Origin of the sequence: Agromyces sp. CCNWLW213 (genome assembly GCF_037199545.1) — a bacterium.
In the GTDB taxonomy this organism is placed as follows: domain Bacteria; phylum Actinomycetota; class Actinomycetes; order Actinomycetales; family Microbacteriaceae; genus Agromyces.
Genome location: NZ_JBBBDX010000001.1, coordinates 138,135 through 164,273 on the forward strand (window position 1 = coordinate 138,135; position 26,139 = coordinate 164,273).

25 protein-coding genes and 2 tRNA genes are annotated in these 26,139 nt (G+C 70.0%); 18 read left to right on the forward strand and 9 right to left on the reverse strand.

All coding sequences use genetic code 11. From position 1 onward, the window contains the following. Window positions 1–74 precede the first annotated feature (74 nt). Window positions 75–740: a DsbA family oxidoreductase gene (locus WBQ80_RS00700; protein ID WP_336573068.1), complete on the forward strand. Its 666-nt coding sequence runs from the start codon at window positions 75–77 to the stop codon at window positions 738–740. A 161-nt stretch (window positions 741–901) separates the two neighbouring features. Here the strand turns inward: WBQ80_RS00700 and WBQ80_RS00705 are convergent, their stop codons facing one another. Continuing rightward, window positions 902–1,387, reverse strand: a complete 486-nt coding sequence (locus WBQ80_RS00705) for an aminoacyl-tRNA deacylase (RefSeq protein ID WP_336573067.1) — start codon at window positions 1,385–1,387, stop codon at window positions 902–904. 93 nt (window positions 1,388–1,480) lie between these two features. Between WBQ80_RS00705 and dusB the strand changes: the two genes are divergently transcribed. The 12 genes from dusB to WBQ80_RS00765 all read left to right on the forward strand — a co-directional run bounded on the left by dusB (window position 1,481) and on the right by WBQ80_RS00765 (window position 14,781). Next, window positions 1,481–2,635 carry a tRNA dihydrouridine synthase DusB gene (gene dusB / locus WBQ80_RS00710; protein ID WP_336573066.1) on the forward strand — a complete coding sequence of 385 codons (1,155 nt, stop codon included), beginning with the start codon at window positions 1,481–1,483 and terminating at the stop codon, window positions 2,633–2,635. Window positions 2,636–2,639: 4 nt separating this feature from the next. Continuing rightward, the gene (locus WBQ80_RS00715; RefSeq protein ID WP_336573065.1) at window positions 2,640–3,899 is read left to right on the forward strand and encodes a deoxyguanosinetriphosphate triphosphohydrolase; all 1,260 of its coding nucleotides are present in this window, start codon (window positions 2,640–2,642) and stop codon (window positions 3,897–3,899) included. Between the two features lie 48 nt (window positions 3,900–3,947). Beyond that, window positions 3,948–5,924, forward strand: a complete 1,977-nt coding sequence (gene dnaG / locus WBQ80_RS00720) for a DNA primase (protein WP_336573064.1) — start codon at window positions 3,948–3,950, stop codon at window positions 5,922–5,924. A 229-nt stretch (window positions 5,925–6,153) separates the two neighbouring features. Further along, window positions 6,154–7,791: an ABC transporter substrate-binding protein gene (locus WBQ80_RS00725; RefSeq protein WP_336573063.1), complete on the forward strand. Its 1,638-nt coding sequence runs from the start codon at window positions 6,154–6,156 to the stop codon at window positions 7,789–7,791. An 86-nt stretch (window positions 7,792–7,877) separates the two neighbouring features. Further along, window positions 7,878–8,975 (forward strand): ABC transporter permease, encoded by a 1,098-nt coding sequence (locus WBQ80_RS00730; protein ID WP_336573062.1) that lies wholly within the window; start codon window positions 7,878–7,880, stop codon window positions 8,973–8,975. Between the two features lies 1 nt (window position 8,976). Continuing rightward, window positions 8,977–10,059, forward strand: coding sequence for an ABC transporter permease (locus tag WBQ80_RS00735; RefSeq protein WP_337282438.1), 1,083 nt, complete (start codon window positions 8,977–8,979; stop codon window positions 10,057–10,059). Continuing rightward, a complete protein-coding gene (locus WBQ80_RS00740) occupies window positions 10,056–11,747 on the forward strand; it encodes an ABC transporter ATP-binding protein (protein WP_336570368.1) in 1,692 nt (563 codons plus the stop codon). The genes WBQ80_RS00735 and WBQ80_RS00740 overlap by 4 nt, the downstream gene beginning before the upstream one ends. After that, the gene (locus tag WBQ80_RS00745; RefSeq protein ID WP_336570367.1) at window positions 11,744–12,610 is read left to right on the forward strand and encodes an ABC transporter ATP-binding protein; all 867 of its coding nucleotides are present in this window, start codon (window positions 11,744–11,746) and stop codon (window positions 12,608–12,610) included. Before WBQ80_RS00740 ends, WBQ80_RS00745 begins: the two co-directional genes overlap by 4 nt. Beyond that, a complete protein-coding gene (locus WBQ80_RS00750; protein ID WP_336570366.1) occupies window positions 12,607–13,548 on the forward strand; it encodes an NAD(P)-dependent oxidoreductase in 942 nt (313 codons plus the stop codon). The genes WBQ80_RS00745 and WBQ80_RS00750 overlap by 4 nt, the downstream gene beginning before the upstream one ends. A 71-nt stretch (window positions 13,549–13,619) precedes the next feature. Next, window positions 13,620–13,692 (forward strand) — tRNA-Asn (locus tag WBQ80_RS00755). Window positions 13,693–13,747: 55 nt separating this feature from the next. After that, window positions 13,748–14,479 (forward strand): AzlC family ABC transporter permease, encoded by a 732-nt coding sequence (locus tag WBQ80_RS00760; RefSeq protein WP_442892657.1) that lies wholly within the window; start codon window positions 13,748–13,750, stop codon window positions 14,477–14,479. Continuing rightward, on the forward strand, window positions 14,476–14,781 hold the full coding sequence (locus tag WBQ80_RS00765; protein ID WP_336570365.1) for an AzlD domain-containing protein: 306 nt from the start codon (window positions 14,476–14,478) through the stop codon (window positions 14,779–14,781). The genes WBQ80_RS00760 and WBQ80_RS00765 overlap by 4 nt, the downstream gene beginning before the upstream one ends. Window positions 14,782–14,824: 43 nt before the next feature. On the opposite strand, the gene def is transcribed toward WBQ80_RS00765, so the two are convergent. Next, a complete protein-coding gene (gene def, locus WBQ80_RS00770) occupies window positions 14,825–15,391 on the reverse strand; it encodes a peptide deformylase (RefSeq protein WP_336570364.1) in 567 nt (188 codons plus the stop codon). A gap of 40 nt (window positions 15,392–15,431) precedes the next feature. Between def and WBQ80_RS00775 the strand changes: the two genes are divergently transcribed. The 3 genes from WBQ80_RS00775 to WBQ80_RS00785 all read left to right on the forward strand — a co-directional run bounded on the left by WBQ80_RS00775 (window position 15,432) and on the right by WBQ80_RS00785 (window position 17,833). Then, window positions 15,432–16,349, forward strand: coding sequence for a DMT family transporter (locus WBQ80_RS00775; protein ID WP_336570363.1), 918 nt, complete (start codon window positions 15,432–15,434; stop codon window positions 16,347–16,349). A 158-nt stretch (window positions 16,350–16,507) separates the two neighbouring features. Further along, on the forward strand, window positions 16,508–17,749 hold the full coding sequence (locus tag WBQ80_RS00780) for a glycosyltransferase (RefSeq protein WP_336570362.1): 1,242 nt from the start codon (window positions 16,508–16,510) through the stop codon (window positions 17,747–17,749). Window positions 17,750–17,759: 10 nt separating this feature from the next. Continuing rightward, window positions 17,760–17,833 (forward strand) — tRNA-Ile (locus WBQ80_RS00785). A 348-nt stretch (window positions 17,834–18,181) separates the two neighbouring features. Here the strand turns inward: WBQ80_RS00785 and WBQ80_RS00790 are convergent. The 7 genes from WBQ80_RS00790 to WBQ80_RS00820 all read right to left on the reverse strand — a co-directional run bounded on the left by WBQ80_RS00790 (window position 18,182) and on the right by WBQ80_RS00820 (window position 24,461). Continuing rightward, window positions 18,182–18,685 (reverse strand): hypothetical protein, encoded by a 504-nt coding sequence (locus WBQ80_RS00790; RefSeq protein ID WP_336570361.1) that lies wholly within the window; start codon window positions 18,683–18,685, stop codon window positions 18,182–18,184. Between the two features lie 121 nt (window positions 18,686–18,806). Next, window positions 18,807–19,778, reverse strand: a complete 972-nt coding sequence (locus WBQ80_RS00795; RefSeq protein WP_336570360.1) for a redoxin domain-containing protein — start codon at window positions 19,776–19,778, stop codon at window positions 18,807–18,809. 142 nt (window positions 19,779–19,920) lie between these two features. Continuing rightward, the gene (locus WBQ80_RS00800) at window positions 19,921–20,463 is read right to left on the reverse strand and encodes a carboxymuconolactone decarboxylase family protein (protein ID WP_336570359.1); all 543 of its coding nucleotides are present in this window, start codon (window positions 20,461–20,463) and stop codon (window positions 19,921–19,923) included. 13 nt (window positions 20,464–20,476) lie between these two features. Next, entirely contained in the window at window positions 20,477–21,079 is a 603-nt protein-coding gene (locus tag WBQ80_RS00805) for an NADPH-dependent FMN reductase (protein ID WP_336570358.1), read from the reverse strand. Between the two features lie 24 nt (window positions 21,080–21,103). Next, window positions 21,104–22,315 carry an epoxide hydrolase family protein gene (locus WBQ80_RS00810; protein WP_336570357.1) on the reverse strand — a complete coding sequence of 404 codons (1,212 nt, stop codon included), beginning with the start codon at window positions 22,313–22,315 and terminating at the stop codon, window positions 21,104–21,106. A 28-nt stretch (window positions 22,316–22,343) separates the two neighbouring features. Next, window positions 22,344–23,177, reverse strand: coding sequence for an alpha/beta fold hydrolase (locus WBQ80_RS00815; RefSeq protein ID WP_336570356.1), 834 nt, complete (start codon window positions 23,175–23,177; stop codon window positions 22,344–22,346). Window positions 23,178–23,228: 51 nt separating this feature from the next. Further along, a complete protein-coding gene (locus tag WBQ80_RS00820) occupies window positions 23,229–24,461 on the reverse strand; it encodes an epoxide hydrolase family protein (RefSeq protein ID WP_336570355.1) in 1,233 nt (410 codons plus the stop codon). Between the two features lie 184 nt (window positions 24,462–24,645). On the opposite strand from WBQ80_RS00820, the gene WBQ80_RS00825 reads away from it, so the two are divergent. Next, the gene (locus WBQ80_RS00825; RefSeq protein ID WP_337282470.1) at window positions 24,646–25,185 is read left to right on the forward strand and encodes a VOC family protein; all 540 of its coding nucleotides are present in this window, start codon (window positions 24,646–24,648) and stop codon (window positions 25,183–25,185) included. Beyond that, complete coding sequence (locus WBQ80_RS00830) at window positions 25,182–26,135, forward strand: NADP-dependent oxidoreductase (RefSeq protein ID WP_336570353.1); 954 nt, start codon at window positions 25,182–25,184, stop codon at window positions 26,133–26,135. The genes WBQ80_RS00825 and WBQ80_RS00830 overlap by 4 nt, the downstream gene beginning before the upstream one ends. The last annotated feature ends 4 nt before the right edge of the window (window positions 26,136–26,139 follow it).

A 26,139-nucleotide genomic window follows, 5' to 3' on the forward strand; every position in this document is an offset into this window, starting at 1 on the left:
CCCGATCGCGCCGTTCCCGCCGTGGCGCGTGCGGCTGCGGGAATACGCCCGGTGCGGCGTCCGTTGCCCTCAGCGTGACATCCCCCATCAAGATCGACATCTGGTCCGACATCGCGTGCCCCTGGTGCTACATCGGCAAACGGCACCTCGAGAGCGGCATCGAGGCGCTCGGCGACGCCGCACCCGCCGTGGAGATCGAGTACCACTCGTACGAGCTCTCGCCCGACACGCCGGTCGACTACGCGGGTTCGACGGTCGACTTCCTCGCCCACCGCAAGGGGCTCCCGGTCGCACAGGTCGAGCAGATGCTCGAGCGCGTCACGGGCATCGCCGCGAAGGCGGGTCTCTCGTACGACTTCGACACGGTCGTGCACACCAAGACGCTGAAGGCGCACGAACTGCTGCACTTCGCGAAGGAGCACGGCCTGCAGCTGCAGCTGTCCGAGCGCCTGTTCCGCGCCTACTTCACCGAGGGTCGTCACGTGGGCCGCGTCGACGAGCTCGTCGCGCTCGCGGCCGAGGTCGGGCTCGACGCGGACGCCGCGCGCGAGGCGCTCGAATCCGGACGGTACGGGTCGGCCGTGCAGGCCGACATCGCGCAGGCCGGCGCGTACGGCATCCAGGGCGTGCCGTTCTTCGTGTTCGACGGCAGGTACGGCGTCTCCGGGGCGCAGCCGGCCGAGGTGTTCTCGCAGGTCCTGACGCAGGTCGCTCGTGAGCGCGACGGCGCCGCCGCATGACCGGCCGCGAGACGGATGCCGCGCCGGCGCCGTTCACGATGCTCGGCGGTGCGGGCGTCGTCTGCGAGGGCGACGTGTGCATCGTGCCGGCGGCGGCGGCCGAGTAGGTTCGACTCCCGTCCCCGCGCGGCTCCACGGGCGCGCGCCGCGTACGGGCGGTGCTACTCCGGGTCGCTGATGTCGGCCACCGTCGCGTCGAACGCGCCGATGAGCGCATCGGCGTCGACGAACAGGCTGCGGCCGTGCTCGCCCGCGCCCATCGAGACGCGCCGGCCGGCGATCGTCGCGTCGACGACGACCGGCCAGTCGTGCGTGGATCCGAGCGGCGTGATCGTGCCGCGCTCGTAGCCCGTCGCAGCGAGGGCGAGCGACGCGTCGGGCAGCTGCAGCTTGTTGACCGACAGGAGGGCGCGCAGCTTCGGCCAGCTGATCTTGCGGCCGCCGGGGACGAGCGCGAACACGTACGTGTCGTCGCTCTTCTTCACCACGAGCGACTTCACGATGTCGGCCGGGGTGATGCCGAGCAGCTGCGCCGCCTCGTCGAGACTGCGGGCGGCGGGCCGCTCGATCACCTGGATGTCGAGGCCCCGCGCCGCGGCATCCGCCTGCACGCGCTCGACGCCGGCGAGCCCCTCGAACGCGGTCATGCCATCCTCCACAGTGCGGCCATGTCGGCATCCTAGGCCGACCCGCGGCCGCGCCGGGCGGGAGGGCCCGGTCGTCTGGGAGAATCGACGGTGATGCCTACGACCACCGAACCCGCCCGCCCGCTCACGATCGGCGGCCTCGACCTCGAGGTGCCGGTCGTCCTCGCCCCCATGGCGGGCATCACCAATACCGCGTTCCGGCGGCTGTGCCGCGAGTTCGGCGCCGGCCTCTACGTCAGCGAGATGATCACGAGCCGCGCGCTCGTCGAGCGCACGCCCGAGTCGATGCGCCTCATCACGCACCACGAGTCCGAGACGCCCCGGTCCATCCAGCTCTACGGCGTCGACCCGAAGACGGTGTCCGAGGCGGTCACGATGCTCGTCGCCGAAGACCGGGCCGACCACATCGACCTCAACTTCGGCTGCCCCGTGCCCAAGGTCACCCGCAAGGGCGGGGGAGCGGCGCTGCCGTGGAAGTCGGGCCTGTTCCGCGACATCGTCGAGGGCGCGGTGACGGCGGCGGGCGACGTGCCGCTCACGATCAAGATGCGCAAGGGCATCGACGCCGACCACCTCACCTACCTCGAGGCGGGGCGCATCGCCGAGGGCGCGGGCGTCGCCTCCATCGCGCTGCACGCCCGCACCGCGGCGGAGTTCTACTCCGGCCACGCGGACTGGTCGGCGATCGCGGAGCTCAAGCAGACCGTCACGAGCGTGCCGGTGCTCGGCAACGGCGACATCTGGTCGGCCGACGACGCGCTCCGCATGGTCGACGAGACGGGGTGCGACGGCGTGGTCGTGGGCCGCGGATGCCTCGGCCGGCCGTGGCTCTTCGGCGATCTCGCGGCGGCGTTCCGCGGCGAGCGCGTCAAGGCCGAGCCCACGCTGGGCGACGTGGCCCGCACGTTCCGCCGCCACGCCGAGCTGCTCACCGAGTTCTTCGACAGCGAGGAGCGCGGGTGCCGCGACATCCGCAAGCACGTCGCCTGGTACTTCAAGGGGTACCCGGTGGGCGGCGACCTGCGGGCGAGGCTCGCGACCGTCGAGTCGCTCGCCGAGCTCGACGACCTGCTCGGCACGCTCGACTGGTCGACGCCGTACCCCGGCGAGGGCGCCGAAGGGCCGCGGGGGCGCGCCGGCACACCGAAGAACCCCGCGCTGCCCGATCGCTGGCTCGAGTCGCGCGACCTCGTCGGCCACGACCGCACGACGCTCGTCGACGCCGAGCTCGACACGTCGGGCGGCTGAGCGCGTGCGCGACCGACTCTTCGGCGGCTACCACGAGGCCGACGCCGAACGCTTCCTGCCCGAGCAGCACGAGAACCGCCGGCGCAGCGACTTCGCCCGCGACCGGGCGCGGCTGCTCCACTCGAGCGCCCTCCGCCGGCTCGCGGCGAAGACGCAGGTGCTGAGCCCGACCTCCGGTCTCGACTTCGCCCGCAACCGGCTCACGCACTCGCTCGAGGTCGCCCAGGTGGGTCGTGAGCTCGCCGGAAGCCTCGGACTCGACCCCGACGTGGTCGACACCGCGTGCCTCGCCCACGACCTCGGGCACCCGCCGTTCGGCCACAACGGCGAGAAGGCGCTCAACTCCTGGGCGGCCGACATCGGCGGCTTCGAGGGCAACGCGCAGACGCTGCGCATCCTCACGAGACTCGAGCCGAAGGTGTCCTCGCCCGACGGACGCCCGCTCGGCCTCAACCTCACGCGCGCGAGCCTCGACGCGAGCTGCAAGTACCCGTGGCCCGAGGTCGCGGGCGTCGGCGACCCGAGCGGGCGCAACAAGTTCGGGTTCTACGCCGACGACGTCGACGTCTTCGAGTGGATGCGACGCGGTGCCCCCGAGCGACGGCTCTGCGTCGAGGCGCAGGTCATGGACCTCTCGGACGACATCGCCTACTCGGTCCACGACCTCGAGGACGCGATCGTGGGCGGCTACATCGACGTCGCCGCGCTCGGCCGGCGGGTCGACCACGACGAGCTCGTCTCCTCGATGCACGACTGGATCGGCGGCGCCATCGGGCACGACGAGCTCATCGCGGCGTTCGACCGGCTCGACTCGCTCGACGCGTGGATCTCGTCGTGGGACGGCAGCCGACGCGACCAGGCGGCCCTGAAGAACCTCACGAGCCAGCTCATCGGGCGGTTCGCGCACGCCGCGACCGAGGCGACCCGCGCCCAGCACCCGGTCGCGAGCCTCATCCGCTTCGATGCCGACGTGGTGGTGCCGCGTCAGATCCAGGCCGAGATCGCCGTGCTGAAGGGCATCGTCGCCGCATTCGTCATGTCGCGGAACACCCGGCAGCCGATCTACTCCCAGCAGCGCCAGGTGCTCACGGCCCTCGCCGACGTGCTGTGGGAGACGGGCGATGCGAACCTCGACGCGGGCTTCGCCGAGGACTGGCGCCGGGCCGCCGACGACTCGGCCCGCAAGCGGGTCGTGGTCGACCAGGTCGCGAGCCTCACCGACCAGTCCGCGCTCGCCTGGTACGAGCGCCTCGTGCAGCGATGAGCGGCTCCACCGGCCGCCGCGCGCCATCCGCCGAATAGGATGAACACCATGGCGGGCCGGATTCGACAGAGCGACGTCGACGAGGTGAAGGCCCGCACGAACATCGCCGACATCATCGGCGAGCACGTGTCGTTGAAGTCCGCCGGCGTCGGATCGCTCAAGGGCCTCTGCCCCTTCCACGACGAGCGGAGCCCCAGCTTCCACGTCACGCCGCAGCGCGGCTTCTACCACTGCTTCGGATGCGGCGAGTCGGGCGACGTCTACACGTTCCTGCAGCGCATGGACCACGTCTCGTTCTCCGAGGCGGTCGAACGCCTCGCCGGCAGGATCGGGTTCGAGCTGCACTACGAGGACGGCGGCCCCGCGGCCGAGCACGGCAACCGCGCCCGCCTGCTCGCGGCGAACCAGGCCGCGGCCGAGTTCTTCGTCGAGCGCCTCGGCGCGCCCGAGGCCGAGGTCGGCCGGCGCTTCCTCGGCGAGCGCGGCTTCGACGCCGAGGCGGCCCGCCGGTTCGGCGTCGGCTTCGCGCCGAAGAGCTGGGACGCGCTCACGAATTACCTGCGCGGCCGGGGCTTCACGACCGAGGAGCTCGCGGCATCCGGTCTCGTCTCGCAGGGCGACCGCGGGGTCTACGACCGCTTCCGGGGCCGGCTCGTGTGGCCCATCCGCGACGTGACCGGCCAGACCGTCGGATTCGGCGCCCGGCGCCTGCTCGAGGACGACAACGGCCCCAAGTACCTGAACACCCCGGAGACCGCGATCTACCACAAGGCCCAGGTGCTCTACGGGCTCGACCTCGCCAAGCGCGACATCGCGAAGACGCACCGCGTCGTGGTCGTCGAGGGGTACACGGATGTCATGGCCTGCCACCTTGCGGGAGTCACCACCGCCATCGCGACCTGCGGCACCTCGTTCGGCGTCGACCACATCAAGGTGCTGCGGAGGGTGCTCGGCGACGACTCCGGAGTGGGCGAGGTGGTGTTCACGTTCGACGGCGACGAGGCCGGGCAGAAGGCCGCGATGCGCGCGTTCGGCGAAGAGCGGCGGTTCGCCGCCCAGACCTTCGTCGCGGTCGCACCCGACGGCCTCGACCCGTGCGACCTGCGCCTCGCGCGCGGCGACGGCGCGGTGCGCGCACTCGTCGAGGCGAAGACGCCGATGTTCGAGTTCGTGATCCGGCACACGCTCTCGCGATTCGACCTCGAGACGGTCGAGGGGCGCGTGAACGCGCTGCGGGCGGCGGCGCCCATCGTCGCCGACATCCGCGACCCGGCGCTGCGGCCGGGGTACACGCGCGAGCTCGCCCGCATGCTGGGCGTCGAGCTCGGCGAGGTCGGCCGTGCCGTGCGCGCAGCGGAGAGCCGCGACCGCGGCGCCGCGGGTCGCGGGGCGCATGCCGAGCCCGGGGGGGATCGTCGCGACCGCCCACCCCACGCAGGTCGTCCCGGCGAGGACCGGCGCGGAACGGGCGCCCCGCCGGCCTCCGACGCAGCGGCGGCGGACGGGGCGGCGGAGCGCGCCTACTCGATCCGTCACCTGCCGAACGACCCGGCCACGCGTCTCGAGCGGGATGCGCTCCAGGCGATGCTGCAGTACCCGGACCGGCTCGGGATCGACCTGCTCCGCCGGGGCGTCGACTGCCGGTTCGGCAACGCGACGCTCGCGGTCGTGCGCGACGGCATCGCGTCGGCCCTCGCGGGCGTGTCGGCCGGGCCGGCGGGAATCGGCGCGACCGCGACCGCGACCGTCACGGTGGAGCGCGTGGTCGCCGAGGTGCCCGCGCCGTTCGCCTCGATCGTTCAGCAGCTCGCCGTGCTGCCGGTGCCGCAGCGCAACGCCGTCGAGCTCACCGCGTACGTGCGGGGCGTGGTCGCCGCGCTCGTCGACCGGGAGCTGCTGCGCCAGAAGCAGGAACTGCTCGGGCGGCTCCAGCGGACCGACCGCGCCGACACGGCGACGTTCGCCGTCATCCAGAGGGCGCTCGTCGACCTCGAGAACGAGCGCCGGCAGCTGCGCGACGACTGACGGCGGCGCACCCGTCGCCTCGAGCGCATCCGTCTCGGAGCGCGTCGAACTGAGGGGCACTCAGGGGCGACCTGCGCAGATGAGCGCAAGGTTGCAGAACGGTCACATTCGGCAGCGGTGGGGGACACCGGCCGGAGCGCGGCGCGGGGCGTGTGCTAGGCCTGAGAGATACCAGATCGCGACGCGGCGACCCCGCGCGCGATCACCCGACAGGAAGAGGTAGACGGATATGGCATCCGCATCCACGAACCGCCGGCGCGCGCTCGCGTTCGCCGCGGGGTTCTCCGCCGCGGCCCTCGCGCTCACCGGCTGCACGGCCGGCGGCAGCGATGACGAGGGCGGCGACGCCGCCGGCACGCTCACCATCGGCACCACCGAGCAGATCACCGCGCTCGACCCGGCGGGCTCCTACGACAACGGCTCTTTCGCCGTCATGAACCAGGTGTACCCGTTCCTCCTGAACACCCCGTACGGCAGCCCGGATGTCGAGCCCGACATCGCCGAGTCGGCCGAGTTCACCTCGGAGAGCGAGTACACGGTCACCCTGAAGGAGGGCCTCACCTTCGCCAACGGCAACGAGCTCACCTCGTCCGACGTGAAGTTCACGTTCGACCGCCAGCTCGCGATCGCCGATCCGAACGGCCCGTCCTCGCTGCTGTACAACCTCGACAGCGTCGAGACCCCGGACGACCTGACCGTCGTGTTCAAGCTGAAGTCGCCGAACGACCAGATCTTCCCGCAGATCCTGTCGAGCCCGGTCGGTCCGATCGTCGACGAGGACGTCTTCTCGCCCGACGCGCTCACCTCCGACGACGAGATCGTCGAGGGCGAGGCGTTCGCCGGCCAGTACACGATCACGAGCTACAACTTCAACGAGCTCGTGTCGTACCAGGCGAACCCCGACTACCAGGGCATCCTCGGCGAGGCCAAGACCGAGACGGTCAACGTCCGCTACTACACCGACGCGTCGAACCTGAAGCTCGACGTGCAGGAGGGCAACATCGACGTCGCGCACCGCACGCTCAGCGCGACCGACATCGAGGACCTCCGCGGCAACGACAACGTGAAGGTCGTCGACGGCCCCGGCGGCGAGATCCGCTACCTGGTCTTCAACTTCAACACGATGCCGTTCGGTGCCGAGACGCCCGAGGCCGACCCGGCCAAGGCGCTCGCCGTGCGCCAGGCGATCGCGCACCTCATCGACCGCGACGCGATCTCCGAGGACGTCTACAAGGGCACCTTCACGCCGCTGTACTCGTACGTGCCCGAGGGCCTGACCGGTGCGACCGAGTCGCTCAAGGGGCTCTACGGCGACGGCAACGGCGCGCCCGACGCGGCCAAGGCCACCGAGGTGCTCGAGGCCGCCGGCATCGAGACGCCGCTGGACATCAGCATCCAGTACGTCGCGGAGCGCTACGGCCCCTCGTCGGCCGACGAGTACGCCGTCATCAAGGACAGCCTCGAGGCCGAGGGTCACTTCACCGTGAACCTCCAGTCCACGGAGTGGGTCCAGTACTCCGACGACCGGGTCGCCGACCTGTACCCCGCGTACCAGCTCGGCTGGTTCCCGGACTACTCGGACGCCGACAACTACCTCACGCCGTTCTTCCTCACGGAGAACTTCCTGTCGAACCACTACGACAACCCCGAGGTGAACGACCTCATCCTGCAGCAGGCCGTCACGGCCGACCCCGCCGAGCGCGAGGCGCTCATCGGCGAGATCCAGGACAAGGTCGCCGCCGACCTGTCCACGATCCCGTACATGCAGGGTGCGCAGATCGCGGTCGTGGGCGCCGACGTCGAGGGTGCCGAAGACACCCTGGACGCGTCGTTCAAGTTCCGCTACGCGGCGCTCTCGAAGGGCTAGTCACGGGCTAGAGTCGTTGAAGCTCGACGACGGGGGCGATCTGCTACCGCGGGTCGCCCCCGTTCCCCTGTACCCCTGAGGAATCCATGAGCACCACTGTTGACACCGTCTCCCCGTCCGAGGGCATACCCCAACCGGATCGGCCGAAGGCGAAGGCGCAGGGCGGCGGCTTCGCCCGGTACCTGCTGATCCGCTTCCTCCTGATCTTCCCCACGATCTTCATCCTCGTCACCGTCGTCTTCTTCCTGATGCGCACGACCGGCGACCCGATCACCGCGGCCCAGGGCGGTCGACTGAGCGCCGACCAGCTCGCAGCGCTGCGGGCCGAGGCCGGATACGACCGGCCGATCCTGGTGCAGTACGTCGAGTACCTCGGGCAGATCTTCACCGGCAACTTCGGCGAGACCATCACGACGAACCGCCCGGTCATCGAGGTGCTGCTGACCTACGGTCCCGCCACGCTCGAGCTCGTGTTCTACTCGCTGATCGTCGCGTTCGCAGTCGGCATCCCGTTGGGGCTCCGGGCCGCGTACCACCGCGACAAGCCGCAGGACGCGGTCTACCGGGTGCTCGCGATCCTCTGGTACGCGATCCCCATCTTCTTCGCGGGACTGCTCCTCAAGCTCGTCTTCGCCGTCTGGCTGAAGTGGTTGCCCGTCGCGGGGCGCGCCACCGTGAGCTCCGAGATCCAGATGCAGCTGCTCGACACCCGGACGGGCCTGTACACCATCGACGCCATCCTGACGGGCGACCCCGAGGTGCTCGCCGACGTGCTCGCGCACGCGGTCCTGCCGGCGATCGCGCTCGGGCTGCTCACCGCGGGCATCTTCCTGCGCCTCGTCCGCACCAACGTGATCGGCACGCTCGCCACGGACTACGTCGACGCGGCGCGCTCGCGCGGCGTGAGCGAACGGCGCCTGCTGAAGCGGCACGCGTACCGTCCGGCGCTCATCCCGATCATCACGGTGATCGGGATGCAGATCGCGCTCCTGCTCGCCGGTGCGGTGCTCACCGAGACCACCTTCGAATGGAAGGGGCTCGGCTTCATCCTCGCCGAGTTCCTCGAGTCCCGCGACTTCGTCGCCGTGCAGGGCATCGTCGCGCTGCTCGCCGTGATCGTCGCCCTGACCAACTTCGTCGTCGACATCATCGCGGCGTTCATCGACCCGAGGGTGAGGTACTGACATGACGGCGACATCCGTCACCGCCGCCCCGCCCGCGCCCCGCCGGCGCCTCGCCGACCGCCTCCCGGTGGTCCGCCAGGTGCGCCAGAGCGTCGGCCTGCAGCGCGGCATGCTCGTCGCGGGCCTCGTCATGGTCGGCGTGTTCCTCGTCACGGCCGCGCTCGCGCCGCTGCTCGCGCCGTACGGCTTCGCGCAACGGCGCGACGACGACGGTTCGTTCGGCACCCAGCAGCCGCCCTCGCCCGAGCACCTGCTCGGCACGACCGTCGGCGGCTACGACGTGCTCTCCCGGGTGATCTGGGGCACCCAGACCGCGGTCCTCGTGATCGTGCTCGCCGTGCTGCTGTCGATCTTCATCGGCGTCGCGCTGGGTCTCTACGCGGGATACTTCGGCGGCTGGCTCGATCGCGTGCTCGTCGTCGTCGCCGACGCGATCTACGCCTTCCCGTCGCTGCTGCTCGCGATCGTCATGTCGATCGTGATCTCGGGCGGGCAGTCGAGCCTCCTCGGCGGCGTCCTCGCCGCGGCGATCTCGATCATGGTCGTGTTCATCCCGCAGTACTTCCGCGTGATCCGCGCCGAGACGGTGCGCATCAAGTCCGAGGCCTACGTCGAGTCGGCCAAGGTCCTGGGCGCGTCGAACGCCCGGATCGTGTTCAAGCACGTGCTCCGCAACGCCACGCGCACGCTGCCGCTCATCATCACGCTGAACTCCTCCGAGGCGATCCTCACGCTCGCCGCGCTCGGCTTCCTCGGGTTCGGCATCGAGCCGACGGCGGCCGCCGAGTGGGGCTACGACCTCTTCAAGGCGCAGTCGGATGTCACGAGCGGCATCTGGTGGACGGCACTGTTCCCGGGCCTCGCGATCGTGTTCACGGTCCTCGGCATCACCCTGGTCGGCGAGAGCCTGAACGACCTCGCCGACCCGCGCCTCCGCGGGCGCCGCCGCGTCGCGCAGGCCGCCGGCCAGGTGGCGGAGACGTCCGTCGTCCCCGGCGGCACCCTCACGGCGGGCCCGGGCGGACTCGGCGGCCTCGAAGACGGGGAGACGTTCGACGAGCACGGGATCGAGGTCAAGCGATGAGCACGGTGGTCGACATCCGGAACCTGGGCGTCTCGTTCTCGACGGATGCCGGCGCGGTCAAGGCGGTCGACGACGTCAGCCTGTCGGTCGAGCGCGGCGAGGTCGTCGCGATCGTCGGGGAGTCCGGCAGCGGGAAGACGGTGACGGCGAAGACGATCCTCGGACTGCTGCCCGAGACCGCGACGACGAACGGCGCGGTGGTGCTGTCCAATCGGGCGGGGACGGCCGAGCACGACGTCGCCGCGCTGAGCGGGCCGCAGCTGCGTGCCATCCGCGGCACGGACGTCGCCATGGTGTTCCAGGAGCCGTCGACCGCGCTGAACCCCGTGTACACGGTGGGCTGGCAGATCATGGAGGGCCTGCGCGCACATGGCAAGGTCTCGAAGTCCGAGGCGCGCGCCAAGGCGATCGAGATCCTCGGCAAGGTCGGCATCCCCGACCCCGGGGAGCGGGTCGACCACTTCCCGCACCAGTTCTCGGGCGGGCAGAAGCAGCGCATCGTCATCGCCATGGCGCTCGTGCTCGAGCCCGGGCTCATCGTGGCCGACGAGCCGACGACCGCGCTCGACGTCACCGTCCAGGCCGAGATCCTCGACCTGCTGCGGCGGGTGCGTGACGAGTTCGGCACGGCGATCGTGCTCATCACCCACAACATGGGCGTCGTCGCCGACCTCGCCGACCGGGTCGTGGTGATGTACCAGGGCCGGGTGGTCGAGGAGGCGTCGGCGACGCAGCTGTTCGCGGACCCGCAGGACGACTACACCAAGCGCCTCCTCGCGGCCGTGCCGTACGTCGGCCACGGCGTGGCCAAGGCCGCCGAACGCGCTGCGGCGCGTCCCGAGGGCTGGGCGTCGGGCACGCCGGTCGTCGAAGCGCGCGGGCTCGAGATCGAGTACCCCGGCCGCCTCGGACGTGCCGGGTTCCGCGCGGTCGACGGCGTGGACCTCTCGATCCGGCCGGGCGAGGTCCTGGGCCTCGTCGGCGAGAGCGGCTCGGGGAAGACGACCATCGGCCGGGCGATCGCGGGGCTCACCAAGGTCACCGGCGGGTCGCTCACGGTGCTCGGACACGAGATGAACGGCATCCGCGAGCGGCAGTTCCGGCCGTCCCGAAGCCGGATCGGCTTCGTGTTCCAGGACCCGGCGTCGAGCTTCAACCCGCTGCTGACGATCGCCGAGTGCGTCGCCGAGCCGCTCGTGATCCACGAGCGCGCGGTCGACGCGCGCGATGCACGGCCGCGGGTGAACGAGCTGCTCGAAGCCGTGCAGCTGCCCGCCTCGTACGGCGACCGGTATCCGCACGAGCTCTCGGGCGGGCAGCGGCAGCGTGCGAGCCTCGCGCGCGCGATCGCGCTCGAGCCCGAACTGCTCATCGCGGACGAGCCGACCTCGGCGCTCGACGTGTCCGTGCAGGCGCGCGTGCTCGAGCTGTTCGCCGAGCTGCAGCGCGAGTTCGGGTTCGCCTCCCTGTTCATCAGCCACGACCTCGCCGTGGTCGACCTGCTCGCCGACCGGATCGCGGTGCTCTACCGCGGTCGCCTCGTCGAGGAGGGCACCGGCGCCGAGGTGCTCGGGGCGCCGCAGGACCCGTACACGCAGCGGCTCCTCGCGTCGCTGCCGGTCCCCGACCCGGTCGCCCAGGCCGAGCGTCGGGAACGGCTGCGGAGCCTCGACGAGGCGGCTCGATGAGCCGCGCCGTCACCCACGGCTATCCGGTCGTCGTCAGCGACCTCTCGGTCGAGTACCCGGCGCACGGCGCGAGCGCCGCGCACGTCGCGCTGCGAGGCGTCGACCTGCGGCTCGCGCCGGGCGAGGTCCTCGGGCTCCTCGGGTCGGCCGGGAGCGGCAAGTCGACGCTCGCGCGGATCCTGTCGGGGGCGGCCTTCGAGCCGGCCGGCGCCGGCGGCGAGGTGCGCCCGGTGATCACGGGCGGCGAGGCGATCGTGCTCGGCACGCCCCTGCGCGGCATCCCGCGCCGCAAGGTACCCGAGCTGCGCTTCCGCGTGGGCTACCTCGCGCAGGATGCCGCCGAGCACCTGCCGTCGGATCGCACGGTCACCGAGATCATCGGCGAGCCGATCCTCGAGCGCGACCACCGGTATTCGCGGAAGGCACTCGCCACGCGGGTGGCCACCATGGTCGACGCGGTCCGGCTGCCGCTCGGCATGCTCGACCGCTATCCGTACGAGCTGAGCGGCGGGCAGCGGCAGCGCGTCGCGCTCGCCCGCGCGCTCGTCCTCGGGCCCTCGCTGCTCGTGGCGGATCAGCCCACCGCCGGCATCGACCTCACCGTGCGCGACGCGGTCGCCGAGCTGATCGGCGAGCTGCGCGACGGCCACACGTTCTCGGCGATCATCATCACGCACGACCTCCCGGTGCTGCGGCGCGTGGCCGACCGCCTGGCGGTGCTCGACCGCGGCCGGCTGGTCGCGGTCGGTCCGATGGACGAGGTGTTCCGCGATCCCGAGCACCCGTACGTGCAGGCGCTCGGCGCGGCGCTCGACGGTGGTCACGCCGTGACCGACGACCTCCGCCCCGAGCTGCCCGCGTGACCCGGAGTCCGCACGCCGCCCCGGTCGCGATCGTTCCGACGGCCGAGCCGGAGTTCGCCGCCGCGGTCGCGGCGGCGGGCGGAGTCGTCGCAGCACCGTCCGCGGCGACGCGCGGCCTGGTCTGGACGAGCGCGACGGGGGAGCGCGACCTCGAGCAGCTGCTCGCGCGGCATCCGGAGATCTCGTGGGTGCAGCTGCCGTGGGCGGGCGTCGACGCGTTCTCGGGCCTCCTGCGCCGGCACGTCGGCGACGGTCGGACCTGGACGAGCGCGAAGGGCTCGTACGCGCGCCCGGTGGCCGAGCATGCGCTCACGCTCGCGCTCGCGGCCCTCCGCGAGCTCCCGCGGCGCGTGCGCGCGGAGGAGTGGTCGCACGACGAGCTGGGCCGGAGCCTGCACGGCGCGACGGTCGCGATCGTGGGCGGCGGCGGCATCACGGTCGAGCTGCTGCGCCTGCTCGAGCCCTTCGGCGTTCGCGCCACGGTGGTCCGGCGAACGGATGCCGCGGTGCCGGGCGCGGCGCGGACCCTGACGTCCGACCACCTCCTCGAGGCCCTCGGCGACGCGCAGGTGGTCTTCGTCACGGCTGCGCTGACGGATGCGACGCGCGGCCTGGTCGGACGGGACGCGTTCGCTGCGATGGCGCAGGGCGCCGTCCTCGTGAACGTGGCGCGCGGCGCGATCGTCGACACCGACGAGCTCGTCGCGGCACTCGAGACAGGGCGACTCGGCGGCGCCGGGCTCGACGTCACGGAGCCCGAACCGCTGCCCGCCGGGCACGCGTTGTGGACCGCCCCGAACTGCATCGTCACGCCGCACGTCGCGGACACCGAGGCCATGACGGTGCCCCTCTTCGCCGAGCGGATCGCGGCGAACACGCGCGCCCTGCTCGGCCGGAGCGCCTTCGTGGGCGTGATCGACCTCGAGGCCGGGTACTGACGGACGTGAGCCCGGCTCGGATTGGGAGTCCGGCCGTCGTTTTGCTAAAGTGATCCCTGCGCATCACGCGATCCTCCATAGCTCAATTGGCAGAGCAATCGGCTGTTAACCGATAGGTTCTTGGTTCGAGTCCAAGTGGGGGAGCTTTCGAAGGCCGTCCGGTTCCCGGGCGGCCTTTCGCCATCCGGGAGGTCGACTGGTGTCCGACGATTCGGCGGCGACCGCCGGCGCCACGACCGACGAGGCCCTGTCCGTCCGACGTGCGCGTCGCGACGGCCTCGCCGTGGGCCTGGCGACGGCGGCGTACGGGATCTCGTTCGGCGCCCTCGCCGTCGCGTCCGGGCTCGACGTGTGGCAGGCCTGCTTCCTCAGCCTCGTGATGTTCACCGGCGGCTCGCAGTTCGCGCTCGTCGGCGTCGTGGCATCCGGCGGAGCGGCGGCCGGCGGATCCGCGATCGCCGCCGCCGCCCTGCTCGGGGTGCGCAACGTGGTCTACGGCATGCGCATGCGACCCGTCGTCGGCAGCCGCAGCCTCCTCCACCGGGTCGCGGCGGCGTGGATCACGATCGACGAGTCGACCGCGGTCGCCCTCGCGCAGGCGAACGATCGCGCCGCGCGGGTCGGATTCTGGGTGACGGGCGTCGCGATCTTCGTCGGCTGGAACCTGACCACGCTCGCGGGCGCCCTCATCGGCGACGCGCTCGGCGACACCCGGGCCTACGGGCTCGACGCCGCCGCGGCGGCCGCGTTCCTCGGCCTGCTGTGGCCGAGATTGAAGCGGCTCCAGGCCGGCGCCACGGCCGTCGTCGCCGCCGTCGTGGCGACCATCGCCACCCCCGTGCTCACCCCCGGGCTCCCCGTGCTCGTCGCGGCCGCGGTCGCCGTGGTCATCGGCTGGTTCGACCTGCTCGGCCGGAGGCGGCGCGCATGACCGTCTGGCACGTCATCCTCGTCGCCACGGCCGCGACGCTCGCACTCAAGCTCGCCGGTCACCTCGTGCCGGCGGGCTTCCTCGAACGCGAACGCCCCGCCCGCATCGCCGACCTGCTCACCGTCGCCCTGCTGGCAGCGCTCATCGCGGTGCAGACGCTCGGTTCGGGCCAGGCGCTCACGGTCGACGCGCGCGTTCCTGCGGTCATCGTCGCCGCCGCGCTCTACGCGGTGCGCACGCCCTTCATCGTCGTGGTCGCCGTCGCGGCCGCCGTCGCGGCCGGAATCCGGCTGGTCGCCTGACCCGGCGGTCGTCGGATGCCGCAGCGGGCGCGCCCGCGACCGGTCAGCCCTCGAGGTCGTCGACGCCGGGCATCCAGCTGCCCCCGGGCCGCCCCCAGCCCCGCTTGCGGGTGACCTTCTGCACGATCCGCTGGTCGTGATCGTCGAGGCGGTCCAGGTAGAGGACGCCGTCGAGGTGGTCGTACTCGTGCTGGAAGATCCGCGCGAGCCATCCGTCGGCCACGATCTCGAACGGCTCGCCCTCGAGGTCGGTGGCGCGGAGGATCGCCCGGTCCGCCCGCCGCAGCGCGAAGCGCTCGCCGGGGAACGACAGGCACCCCTCGGACTCGTCGTCCTCGTCGGGCATCCCGGGCACGAGCGGGGAGATCCAGAGCTCGGGATCGACCGCGACGCCGCGCCACGACCTGCCCTCCTCGTCCGTCCACCCGTAGGTGAACAGGCGGAGCGGCACGCCGACCTGCGGTGCAGCGAGGCCGACGCCCGGGGCGGCATCCATCGTCTCGAACATGTCGCGCACCAGGGTGCGGATCCCGTCGTCGATCCGACCGACGGGCGCCGCCGGCGCGTGGAGCACGGGGTCGCCCGTGATTCGGATGGGGAGCACGGCCATTCGGCAAGGATATCCGCGGGGGAGCGGGTAGGGTCGTTGCGTGGATCCCGACCTCAGCGAATTGACCGAGCTCATCCCGCTCGATCCGCGGCAGTTCATCGGCATCCCCCTCGCACTCATCGGTGCGGTCTTCCTCTCGATGGGGGCCCAGTTCCAGCACCGCGGCGTGGTGAAGGTCGAGGCGCTCACCGCCGACACGCTCGGCAAGGGGCTCAACGGGCGGCAACTCGCCCTGCTGCTCGCGCGCCCCTCGTGGGTCCTCGGCACGCTCATGCTCGGGCTCGCGATCGTCTTCCAGCTCTCGAGCCTCTACTTCGCCCCGCTCATCGTCGTGCAGCCGCTCGGCGCACTCGCGCTCGTGATCACGTCCATCCTGAACTCGCGGCTCAACCACGTGAAGCTGAACCACAAGTCGATCGTCGCGATCGTCATGTGCGTGGGCGGCGTCTTCGTCTTCGTCGGCGTCGCGGCCTTCACCGCGGTCAGCAAGCCGGTCACCGACCGGCAGATCGTCACCATCCTGATCGTCCTCGCCGTCGTCGTCACGGCGGCGGCGGTGACCTTCGCCCTCTGGCGCCGGCGGATCCGGGCGCTCTTCTACGTGATCATGGCGGGCGTCATCTACGGCTTCGTGGCCACGCTCGCGAAGGTCGTCCTCAACCGCCTGCAGCAGGGCGAGTTCGAATGGCTCACGGTGCTGTGCGTGCTCGCGCTCCTGGCGGGCACGGCGCTCGGCGCCTACTTCGTGCAGAACGCCTACGCCAGCGGCCCGCCCGACCTCGTCATCGCGGGCCTCACCGTCGTCGACCCGATGGTGGCCGTCCTCATCGGCGTCATCGTGCTCGGCGAGGCGTCGCAGGCGCCGCCGTGGGCGATCGGGGTCTTCATCGTGACCGGCGCCGTCGCGATCTGGGGCGTCTTCCGGCTCGCGAAGAACCACCCGCAGACCCGGCTCTGACGCCCGGTGCGCGCCATCCCGGCCCCCGGCGGGCAGGTCTCGTAGACTATCTTCGGATGAAGCCTCCGGCCATCGAGCCGGCACGGCCCCGGCGATCGCCACCCGATCCGTCCCGCCGGGCCACTCCACCGCCCATGAACTGCGAGGTACAGCACCACGTGTCCGACACTCCGAGCACGTCCGCCGATACCGACGCGGAGCGCCCCCTCCGCATCCTGATCGGCGCCGACACCTTCGCGCCCGACGTCAACGGCGCCGCCCGGTTCGCCGAACGGCTCGCCGCGGGCCTCGTCGAACGAGGCCACGAGGTGCACGTCATGGCGCCCGCCGCCAGCCGGAAGCACGGCACCTGGAAGGAGGTGCACGAGGGTCAGGAGATGACCGCGCACCGGCTGCACAGCTGGCGGTGGTACCCGCACGACTGGCTGCGCTTCGCGCTGCCGTGGCGGATCAAGCAGAACAGCGCCCGGATCCTCGACCGCGTGCAGCCCGACGTCGTGCACTTCCAGTCCCACATCATCGTCGGTCGCGGGCTCTCGGTCGAGGCGCAGAAGCGCGGCATCCGCATCATCGGAACCAACCACATGATGCCCGAGAACATGCTCGAGTTCTCGCTCATCCCGAAGGCCTGGCAGGAATGGGCCGTCGGCCTCGCCTGGAAGGCCGCGCGGCGCAGCTTCGGCCGAGCCGAGGCCGTCACCACCCCCACGCGGCGCGCCGCCGACTTCCTCGAGCGCGCCACCGGGCTGCGCGGCGTCCACGCGATCTCGTGCGGCATCGACGCGCACAAGTACGTGCCGAACTGGGAGCCGCGCACCGAGAACCGCATCATCTTCGTCGGCCGCGTCACGCACGAGAAGCACATCGACGTGCTGCTCCACGCGGTCACGCTCCTGCCGGCCGAGCTCGACGTGAAGGTCGAGATCGTGGGAGGGGGCGACCAGAAGCGCAACCTCGAGAACCTGGCGGGCGAACTCGGGATCACCGATCGCGTGACCTTCACCGGCTACGTCACCGACGAGGAGCTCCGCGAGGCCTACCACCGCGCGTCGGTGCTCGCGATGCCCTCCATCGCCGAGCTGCAGAGCATCGTGACGATGGAGGCGATGGCGTCGGCGCTGCCGGTCGTCGCCGCGAACGCCATGGCGCTGCCGCACCTCGTGCACGACGGCGAGAACGGCTACCTCTTCGCCCCCGGCAGCGCCGAGGACCTGGCCGCCAAGCTGCGCCTCGTCCTCGAGGCGCCGCCCGAAGAGTACCGCCGGATGCAGGAGGAGTCGCTGCGCCTCATCGGCGCGCACGACATCCAGCGCACCATCACGACCTTCGAGAATCTGTATCGTGGGAAGCCGGTGACCGATCGGGTCACCGACACCGCGCCGGCGGCACTCTCCGAGTGAGCGGGCGCGCGGGGCGGTAGCTCAGCCGGTCAGAGCAGTGGACTCATAATCCATCGGTCACGGGTTCAAGTCCCGTCCGCCCTACCTCGGAATGTGCCTTTGATCAGCGATTCCTCTCAGGCGGGGCTTTCGTTCTGAAGCTGGGGCCGTGGCGTGGTACTGCCGCGAAAGCGTGCTTGATCTGGGATTTTAGATTCGAACCTGTGACATACCTACGCTTGGATACGGGTTCAGGTCCCCTCGTCCCGTGCGGAAATCTCCCTTGATTTCGAGTTTCATTGGACTCGGGCTCGCGGGGAGCGCACGCCGCGCACGATATTCAGCACCTATTTGCGGATTCTCGGGACGTTGAGGGTGGTCACCCCTCGGGCACGTGGGAACCGTGCGCGGCCGTGATCCCGTGGCAGCCCCTGCGGCGGGATGGTTATGTGATCAGAGGCCGAGGTCGAAGCTGCCTCCGGCGTCGAACTCGTCGGGCGGGGGCGCGTCGGTGGTGTCATCAGGAGGAAGGCTCCAGGTGTTCCATGCGACCGAGGCGAGCGAGTACCAGATGACGGCGTCGAGGATGGAGTAACCAACCACCGCGTTCGTCTCTGCTCGCGCCTCCGTCTCGTCGAGCGTCTGTGCGATGGTGCCGGGTCGGCGGCGTTCTGCTCTGGCGGCCGAGTGGGCGAGGCTCTCGGGGCGAGCGTCGGCTGGTCGCTCGTCGTCGGTGGTCGCGGTCGCGGTGAGCCGTTCGTAGAGCAGGTCGAGCTGCGCGGGGGTGAGCTGTTCGAATGCTTCGACATGCGCCTGCTCGAGGACGTCGTGTGGCGCAGTCCGCAGCAGTTGCTCGTATCGTTCGACGGCTGCGGCGTCTCTGCGCGGGACGCCGGCCGGTGCGGGCTCGGGTTCGAGTTCGACCTTCCGACCGAAGATGCGTTCGAGTAGACCCATCAGGTGCTCCTATCTCGTTCTCGCACGGTCCGTGCGACTGGCTGACGAGATTCGTGTGGACGATCGTGGGATTTCGTTCTTCTCGTGGTGCCCGGTCACGGGCTCCTGCGCCCGGCCGTGATCAGCCGAATGTGAAGCAGTAGACCTCCGCACCGGTTTCGAGGAATTCGATCTCGAACCTGCGGTCCGTGATCGGACCGGGCTGGCGGATGAGCTGGTACGTGTTCTGATCGCGGACGATCCCGCGGCCGGCGGCGTCCACGTCGGTACCGTTGGCGTCGGCCACGGCCCGGCCGTCGAGGGTCACGCGGAACGGAATCGCAGCGCCCTTGGCCCGGGGGCCCATGACGAGGTTGAGGTCGCGGGCGCTGAACTGGAACCGGATCCGTGCGCGGGGCGCGTTCGAGCCCGCGGCGTGCCGGGCGACGGTCCAGTTCCCCGAGAGGTCCCACGAGTTGAGCGGCAGCAAGGGAGCCGCCGTGAACTCGTACGGCAGGTCCAGTGGCGCTGATCCCTCCGACGCGAAGCCACTGCTCTGGATGTACCCGAGGTACGTCTCTGGTGACCGCAGCGCCTGCCAGTCAGCTGCGACCTCGAGTCCGCGAGGCTCGACCGACACCAGGTCCCGGTCGAGAGCCTGTGCCCCGGCGTCGAGCAGGAGGCGCTGGATCACCATCTCGGTCTGCGCGTACTCGCCCTCGCCGAAGTGATGGTGCCGGACGCGCCCACCCGCGTCGGCGATGTAGACCGCTGGCCAGAACCGGTTCTCGAAGGCGCCCCACACCCGGTAGCCGCTGTCGACCGCGACGGGATACTCGACGCCCAGGTTGCGGGTCTGCGCGACCACGTTGTCGAGGTCGCTCTCGAAGCCGAACTCGGGCGTGTGCACGCCCACGACGGTCAGGCCCGCCTCCTCGTATTTGGAAGCCCATGCCCGGATGTACGGGAGCGTTCGAAGCCAGTTGACGCAGGTGTAGGTCCAGAAGTCGACGAGGACGACCCGGCCGCGGAGGGCCTCGAGGGTCAGCGGCTCGGAGTTGAGCCACGCGGTCGCCCCGTCGAACGGTGCGAGGCGCCCTTCGACTGGGAGCATGCCGTCGTCTTCCGCCAACCAGTGCGCGATGGAACGGATGATCCCGATTCGGGCTCGCCCTTCCGGCTTCGTCGTGGCACCCGCGTCGTTTCTCGGATTCTGCTCATCGTGCATGGGACACCTCCAAGAGAGAGTTGCTCGGTCAAACGGACGGGCTCGCAGGGCGCAACGCCTCGTCTGCGGTGGGTGTGGCGCCCTGAGCGAGCTTGAGCCGAGTCCAGACGTTCATGTTGATGATCACCGCGGCGATCTCGGCGACCTCCTTCTCGTTAAAGTGGACGCGAAGCGCATCGTGCAATTCGGCGAACCGGGCGATGTCGTACAGTGTGAGGCCCTCGCAGTAGGCGAGCGCGACCTTCTCGGCGGGCGAGAACATGGCACTCTCGCGCCACCCGGCCAGATGGGCGACCATCTCCGCGAGGATCCCCAATCCATCCGCCGCCCGGCTGTGCAAGATGAGACAGTACGAGCAGGGGTTGAGCTGGGCCACGCGAAGACGTAGCAGTTCGGCAAGACGCGGGTCCAGCGACAGCTCGGCCGTGTACCCGAACCGCGCTGCCATCTGCTTTGCGAGGTCGTGGAATGGCGTGAGGTCGGGATCGAATCGAGTGTTTTCGAACCGAACATCGGAGCGGGGATCTCGATTCGGTTGAGCCGCCGAGGCTGGGGCCGACGTCGTGGTCATGAGCTTCGGACCGTCAACGCCGGATCTCGGGGAGCATATCGCCGATGTGCCCGGGGGCCGTGACAGCCAGCACGCGTTGCACGAAGGCGTTGTACTCCTCCATGAAGTGACGCAGGAAGTCGGCAGTGCGCTTGTCGGTGACCTCGCCGTCGTCGCTGAACACGTCGGCGCTGAACGTGATGTAGGCCTCGGGCGCGTTCAGCTGGGGGGCATCCAGGAAGCTCAGCACGCTCCGCATTGACGACTGCATGACCGCCGTTCCGATTCCGCCGGGCGAGGCGCCGATGATGCCCGTCGGCTTCATCGCGAATGAGTTGGAGCCCCACGGGCGCGAACCCCAGTCGATGGCATTCTTCAGCGCCCCGGGGATCGAGCGGTTGTACTCCGGCGAGATGAAGAGGATGCCATCGGATGCCTCGATCGCCTGCTTGAGTGCTCGGGCCGGCGGCGGGAAGTCCGCGTCGAAGTCCTGGCTGTACAGCGGAAGGTCGCGGATCGCGATCTCGGTGAACTCCAGATCATCCGGTGCCAGCTTGATGAGCGCCTTCGAGAGCGTGCGGTTGATGGATGTGCTCGATAGGCTGCCGACGAAGTAGCCGATCTTGTGCGTGTGCATGGCCTGTCCTTCGGTTGGGCGTCGTCAGCGGATCGGTCGGAAGGCGGCGCGGAGCTCTTCTGCGAACAGTTGCGGCTGTTCCCAGGCGGCGAAGTGGCCGCCCTTGTCTGCGACGTTGTAGTAGATGAGGTTGGCGTAGGCCTTCTCTGCCCAGCTCCGAGGAGCTTGGTACTGCTCGCCGGGGAAGACGGTCACGGCGACGGGGATGGTGACGCCTTTGGCGTCGAAGAATCCACCCTTGTACTCCCAGTACAAGCGAGAGGCGGATACTCCCGTGTTGGTCAGCCAGTAGAGAGTGATGTTGTCGAGGATCTCGTCCCGGGTGAGCTCGCCGGAGTCGCTCGAAGTCCGGGTCAGAGCAGCGGTGACCGCCGCGGCCGGCTGGCCGTCTGCATCGTTGTGATCGAGGAGCCAGGCGGCGAGCCCGACGGGCGAATCGGCGATGCCGTAGAGCGTCTGCGGCCGGGCGGCCATGTAGACGGCGTACTGCACTTGACCGAAGGTGCGGACCAGTTGCTCGTACGCTCGTCGTTCCTCGGCCGAAAGACCGTCCGGTGCTGGTTCGCCGGCCAAGGCCGCCAGATTCACATCGGCGGGAACCGTGGCGGGCATGTTCGTGTGTATCGCGAGCAGTCCCGACGGTGCCTGGAGGCCCATCTGGTCGACGACGAACGCCCCCCAGTCGCCGCCCTGGGCGACGTAGCGGTCGTAGCCGAGGCGTCCCATCAGTTCCGCCCACGCGCGAGCCATGCGTTCCGGGCCCCATCCGGTGTCGGTTGGTTTCTCCGAGAACCCGTAGCCGGGCATCGAGGGAATGACCACGTGGAACGCGTCGTCGTGGCTGCCGCCGTGCGCGGTCGGGTCAGTGAGCCGGTGGACGAGCTTCAGCTGCTCGATGATCGATCCGGGCCATCCGTGGTTGATGACCAGCGGCAGGGCACCCTCGTGCTGCGAACGGACGTGCAGGAAATGAATATCCAGCCCATCGATCTCAGTCGTGAACTGCGGTAGCGCATTCAACCGCCTCTCGATCGCGCGCCAGTCATACGCCGATTCCCAATACCGGGCGAGTTCCTGCATCGCCGCCAGCGGCACACCCTGCGACTCATCCGACACCGTCTCCTTCTCCGGCCACTGGGTCGCCGCGATGCGCTCACGCAGGGCTTCCAAAGCAGCGTCCGGGATGTCGATGCGGAAGGGGCGGATCTCGGTTGCGGTCTGAACGGTGGTGGTCATGGTGATCCTCCTCGAAATCGTCGTCGATCTATTTCGCCGCGTCGAGGATGAGGTCGACCACGGCGCTGGGCTGACTGATCATGGCGGCGTGCGAGCTGTCGACCTCGACGGTCGTGGATCCGGCCCGCTCGGCCATGGCGAGTTCCGCCTCCGGGGGAATGACACGGTCGTGCGCCGCGACGAGGTACCAGCTCGGGATCGTCTTCCATGCGGGCTCGCCGGAGGGGGTGAACAGTGCCGAGGCCGCGACGGGGCGCTGTGCCGTCGCGAGTACGGCCGTCTGCTTTGCCGGGAGGTCTGCTGCGAACAGCTCGCCGAAGTGGGCCGGGTCGATGTACGCGTCCGCGTCGCCCTCGGGAGCGCCCGGGTACGGGCGGAGGAACAGATGCTCGCCGATCTCGGAGTGGCCGCCGCCGAGTTCGTTGGCTGCGATGGCGCTCTCGCCCTCGTCGAGGGCGTAGCCGGCGATGTAGACGAGCGACTTGACGTTCGGGTTTCCGGTGGCGGCGTTCGTGATCACGGCGCCGCCATAGGAGTGGCCGACGAGGACGAGCGGTCCTTCGATGGTGGACAGGACGGCCTTGAGGTAGTCGGCGTCGGACTGCAGTCCACGGAGCGGACTTGACGCGGCGAGTACGGTGTAGCCCTTCCTCTGCAGCTTCGTCGTCACGTCGGCCCATCCGGAGGAGTCCGCGAACGCGCCATGGACGAGCACCACGGTCGGCAGTGAGGTGCCGGAGCCGCGCTCCGCTTGGGCGGCGGCCGGTACGCCGACCGTCACCGCGATCGTGGCGGCCGCGGCGGCGGCGACGGCGCTAACTCGGAGTGCGTGCCGTCGGCTGGCGCCATATCTCGTGTTCATGATGAATCTCTCTCCTTCTCGCGGCCGTGCCGCGGTCGAGTCGCGCGTAGATCAGCGCAGGGTTCGGAAGGCGGCTCGGAGCTCGGAACTGAAGAGCTCGGGCTGCTGCCAGGCCGCGAAGTGATTGCCCTCGTCGACCTCGTTGAAGTAGATGAGGTTCGGATAGGCCTGCTCCGTCCACGACTTGGGCGCTTGGTAGAGCTCGCGCGGGAAGACTGAGACGGCTGCCGGAACGGTCACGCCCTTCACGTCGAAGAAGCCGAGCGTGTTCTCCCAGTAGAGGCGACCGGAGGAGACGCCGGTGTTGGTCAGCCAGGTCATGGTGACGTTGTCCAGCACTTCGTCACGTGTGAGCGCCCCCACCGGCTCGCCTTCCACGGCAGAGGTGATGTCTTCGAGGCTCAGGGCGTCGTGGTCGATCATCCACGCGGCGAGGGCGACCGGCGAGTCGGCGAGCCCGTAGAGCGTCTGGGGGCGCAGACCCATCTCCAAGGCGTAGCCGATGCCCTTCGTGAAGAGGAAGGCGAGCCGATCGTACGCGCGCTGCTCCGCTGGCGAGAGTCCGGATGGTGCGGGGTCGCCGGTACCGAACACGTTCGAGGTGAGCGCCTTCGAGATGGCAGGCGGAACCGTGCCGGGCATGTTGGAGTGGATCCCCAGCAGCTCAGGCGGGGCCTTCGCGCCCATGACGTCCGTAATTTGGGCGCCCCAATCGCCACCCTGCGCGACGAACCGTTCGTAGCCGAGCCGTCGCATCAGGAGGATCCAGGCGTCCGCGATTCGCACCGGCCCCCAGCCGGGTTCGGCCGGCTTCTCCGAGTAGCCGTATCCGGGCATCGACGGGACGATCACGTCGAAGGCGTCCGCCGCATCGCCGCCGTGCCCGGTGGGATCAGCGAGAGGGTCGAGTACGTTCAGCATCTCGATGATCGAGCCGGGCCACCCGTGGGTGATGATCACCGGGAGAGCGTTCTCGTGCGGTGACCTGACGTGGATGAAATGGATGTCGAGGCCGTCGATCTCCGTCACGTACTGCGGTACCGCGTTCAATCTGGTCTCGAACCTGCGGAAGTCGTACTCGGTGGCCCAGTAGCCGGCGAGTTCCCGGATCGTCGCCAGCTGCACTCCCTGCGACGGATCCGGTACCGTCTCCCGCTCGGGCCAACGTGTCGCTCGGATCCGGCGTTGCAGCTCATCGATCTCCGCCTGGTCGGTCGTGATCGTGAATGGTCGGACGGCGGCATCGCGCTCTATCGGGGGCTGAGGGGATGTCTCGATCGCCATGGGTGTTCTCCTGTCCGTCATCGGGCAGTTTCAGTGGACATCCGGCGAGCTCGCGCCTGTGGAAACCACTGGTCCTCGTCGGACCGGTGCCGCTGATTCCGAACCAGTGGTCGCCACGGGCGCGAACGGAGGACGTGGCGACGCATCCTGTGTCGCAGGCGTTCGTGTGGGTGTCGCGGGCGCGATGAGGGCGGTGAGGACATTGCAGCTGGCGGTTGTGGTCCTCCCCGTGAACGACGTGGAACGGGCGAAGGCGTTCTATCGTTCGGCGGGGTTCTGCGAGGACATGGACTACAGCTGCGGGGCTGCATTCCGGATTGTGCAGTTCACACCTCCCGGCTCCACGGCATCGATTGTGTTCGGTGAGGGGATCACCTCCGCTCGCCCAGGTTCAGTGCAGGGGTTGGTGCTCGGCGTACCCGATCTCCAAGCGGCTCGCGAGGATCTGCTCGCTGATGGGGTGGCCGTCAGCGAGGTGTTCCACGACTCGGGGGGTGTCTTCTATCACCTCGCGCCTGCGCACCTAGAAGTGGGCCCCGACCCCGACCGACGTGATCGGGCTTCGTTTGCTCGGTTCTCGGATCCCGACGGCAACGGCTGGGTCATCCGCGAGGAAGGGCCCGGGGAATCCGGTGGGCCGACCGGGTGCTGTCGCGGGCGCGAGCTGGCGGAGGAGCGACAAGGCTGGGTCCAGACCGATCACCGAAGGAACCGAAGGAGATGAGCACGATGCAGGTACTGCACGCGTATGCCAAGCGGGACGCCTCACGGCTGGTTTTCGAGGAAGCGCCCGTACCCGCCCTCGGCCCGGGGGATGTCCTCGTCCGTGTGCAGGCCAGTGGGGTCAGCCCCGGCGAGCTCGATTGGCCGGGGGCGTGGCTCGATCGCGACGGCGCGCCCAGAGTGCCGCCGATCGTGCCGGGCCACGAGCTTGCCGGCACGGTGGAGATCGTCGGGTCGGACGTGGAGGGCATCACCGTCGGCCAAGAGGTCTTCGGCTTCATCGACGTCCATCGCGACGGAGCCGACGCGGAGTTCGTGGCGGTGCGTGCCGACGAGCTTGTTCCGAAGCCGGTGAGTCTGACCGCAGCCGAGGCGTCAACCGTCCCACTCTCTGCACTCACTGCATGGCAGGCGCTCTTCGAGCATGGAGATCTCGAGCGGGGCCAGCGGGTGCTCATCCATGGCGGTGCGGGCGGCGTAGGCAGCTTCGCCGTCCAGTTCGCCCGCTGGCGCGGGGCTCGCACCACAGCGACCAGTTCCTCGCGCGACGCCGATCAGGTGAGGAATCTCGGAGCCGACGACGTGATCGACTATCAGGAGACACCCTTCGAGGACTCCGTGGGGGAGGGGGCCGTGGATCTCGTCGTCGACACGGTCGGGGGCGAAACCTGGGAGCGGTCCTTCGGCACCGTCCGGCCCGGCGGCCGAGTCGTATCGATCGCCGTTCCTCGTCCGCCGGATCGGGAACCCATCGATGGCCGGCAGGCGATTTGGTTCGTCGTCCGATCGGACACCGGACAGCTCACCGAGATCGGCGAGCTGATCGATGCCGGCCATGTTCGACCGCTCGTCTCCGACACGGTGCCGCTTGCCAGAGGCGGCGAAGCGTACGGACACGGACGTCGCCGCGGTGGGGCAGGGAAGGTCGTGCTGGTGATCGACGGCGAATAGCGGT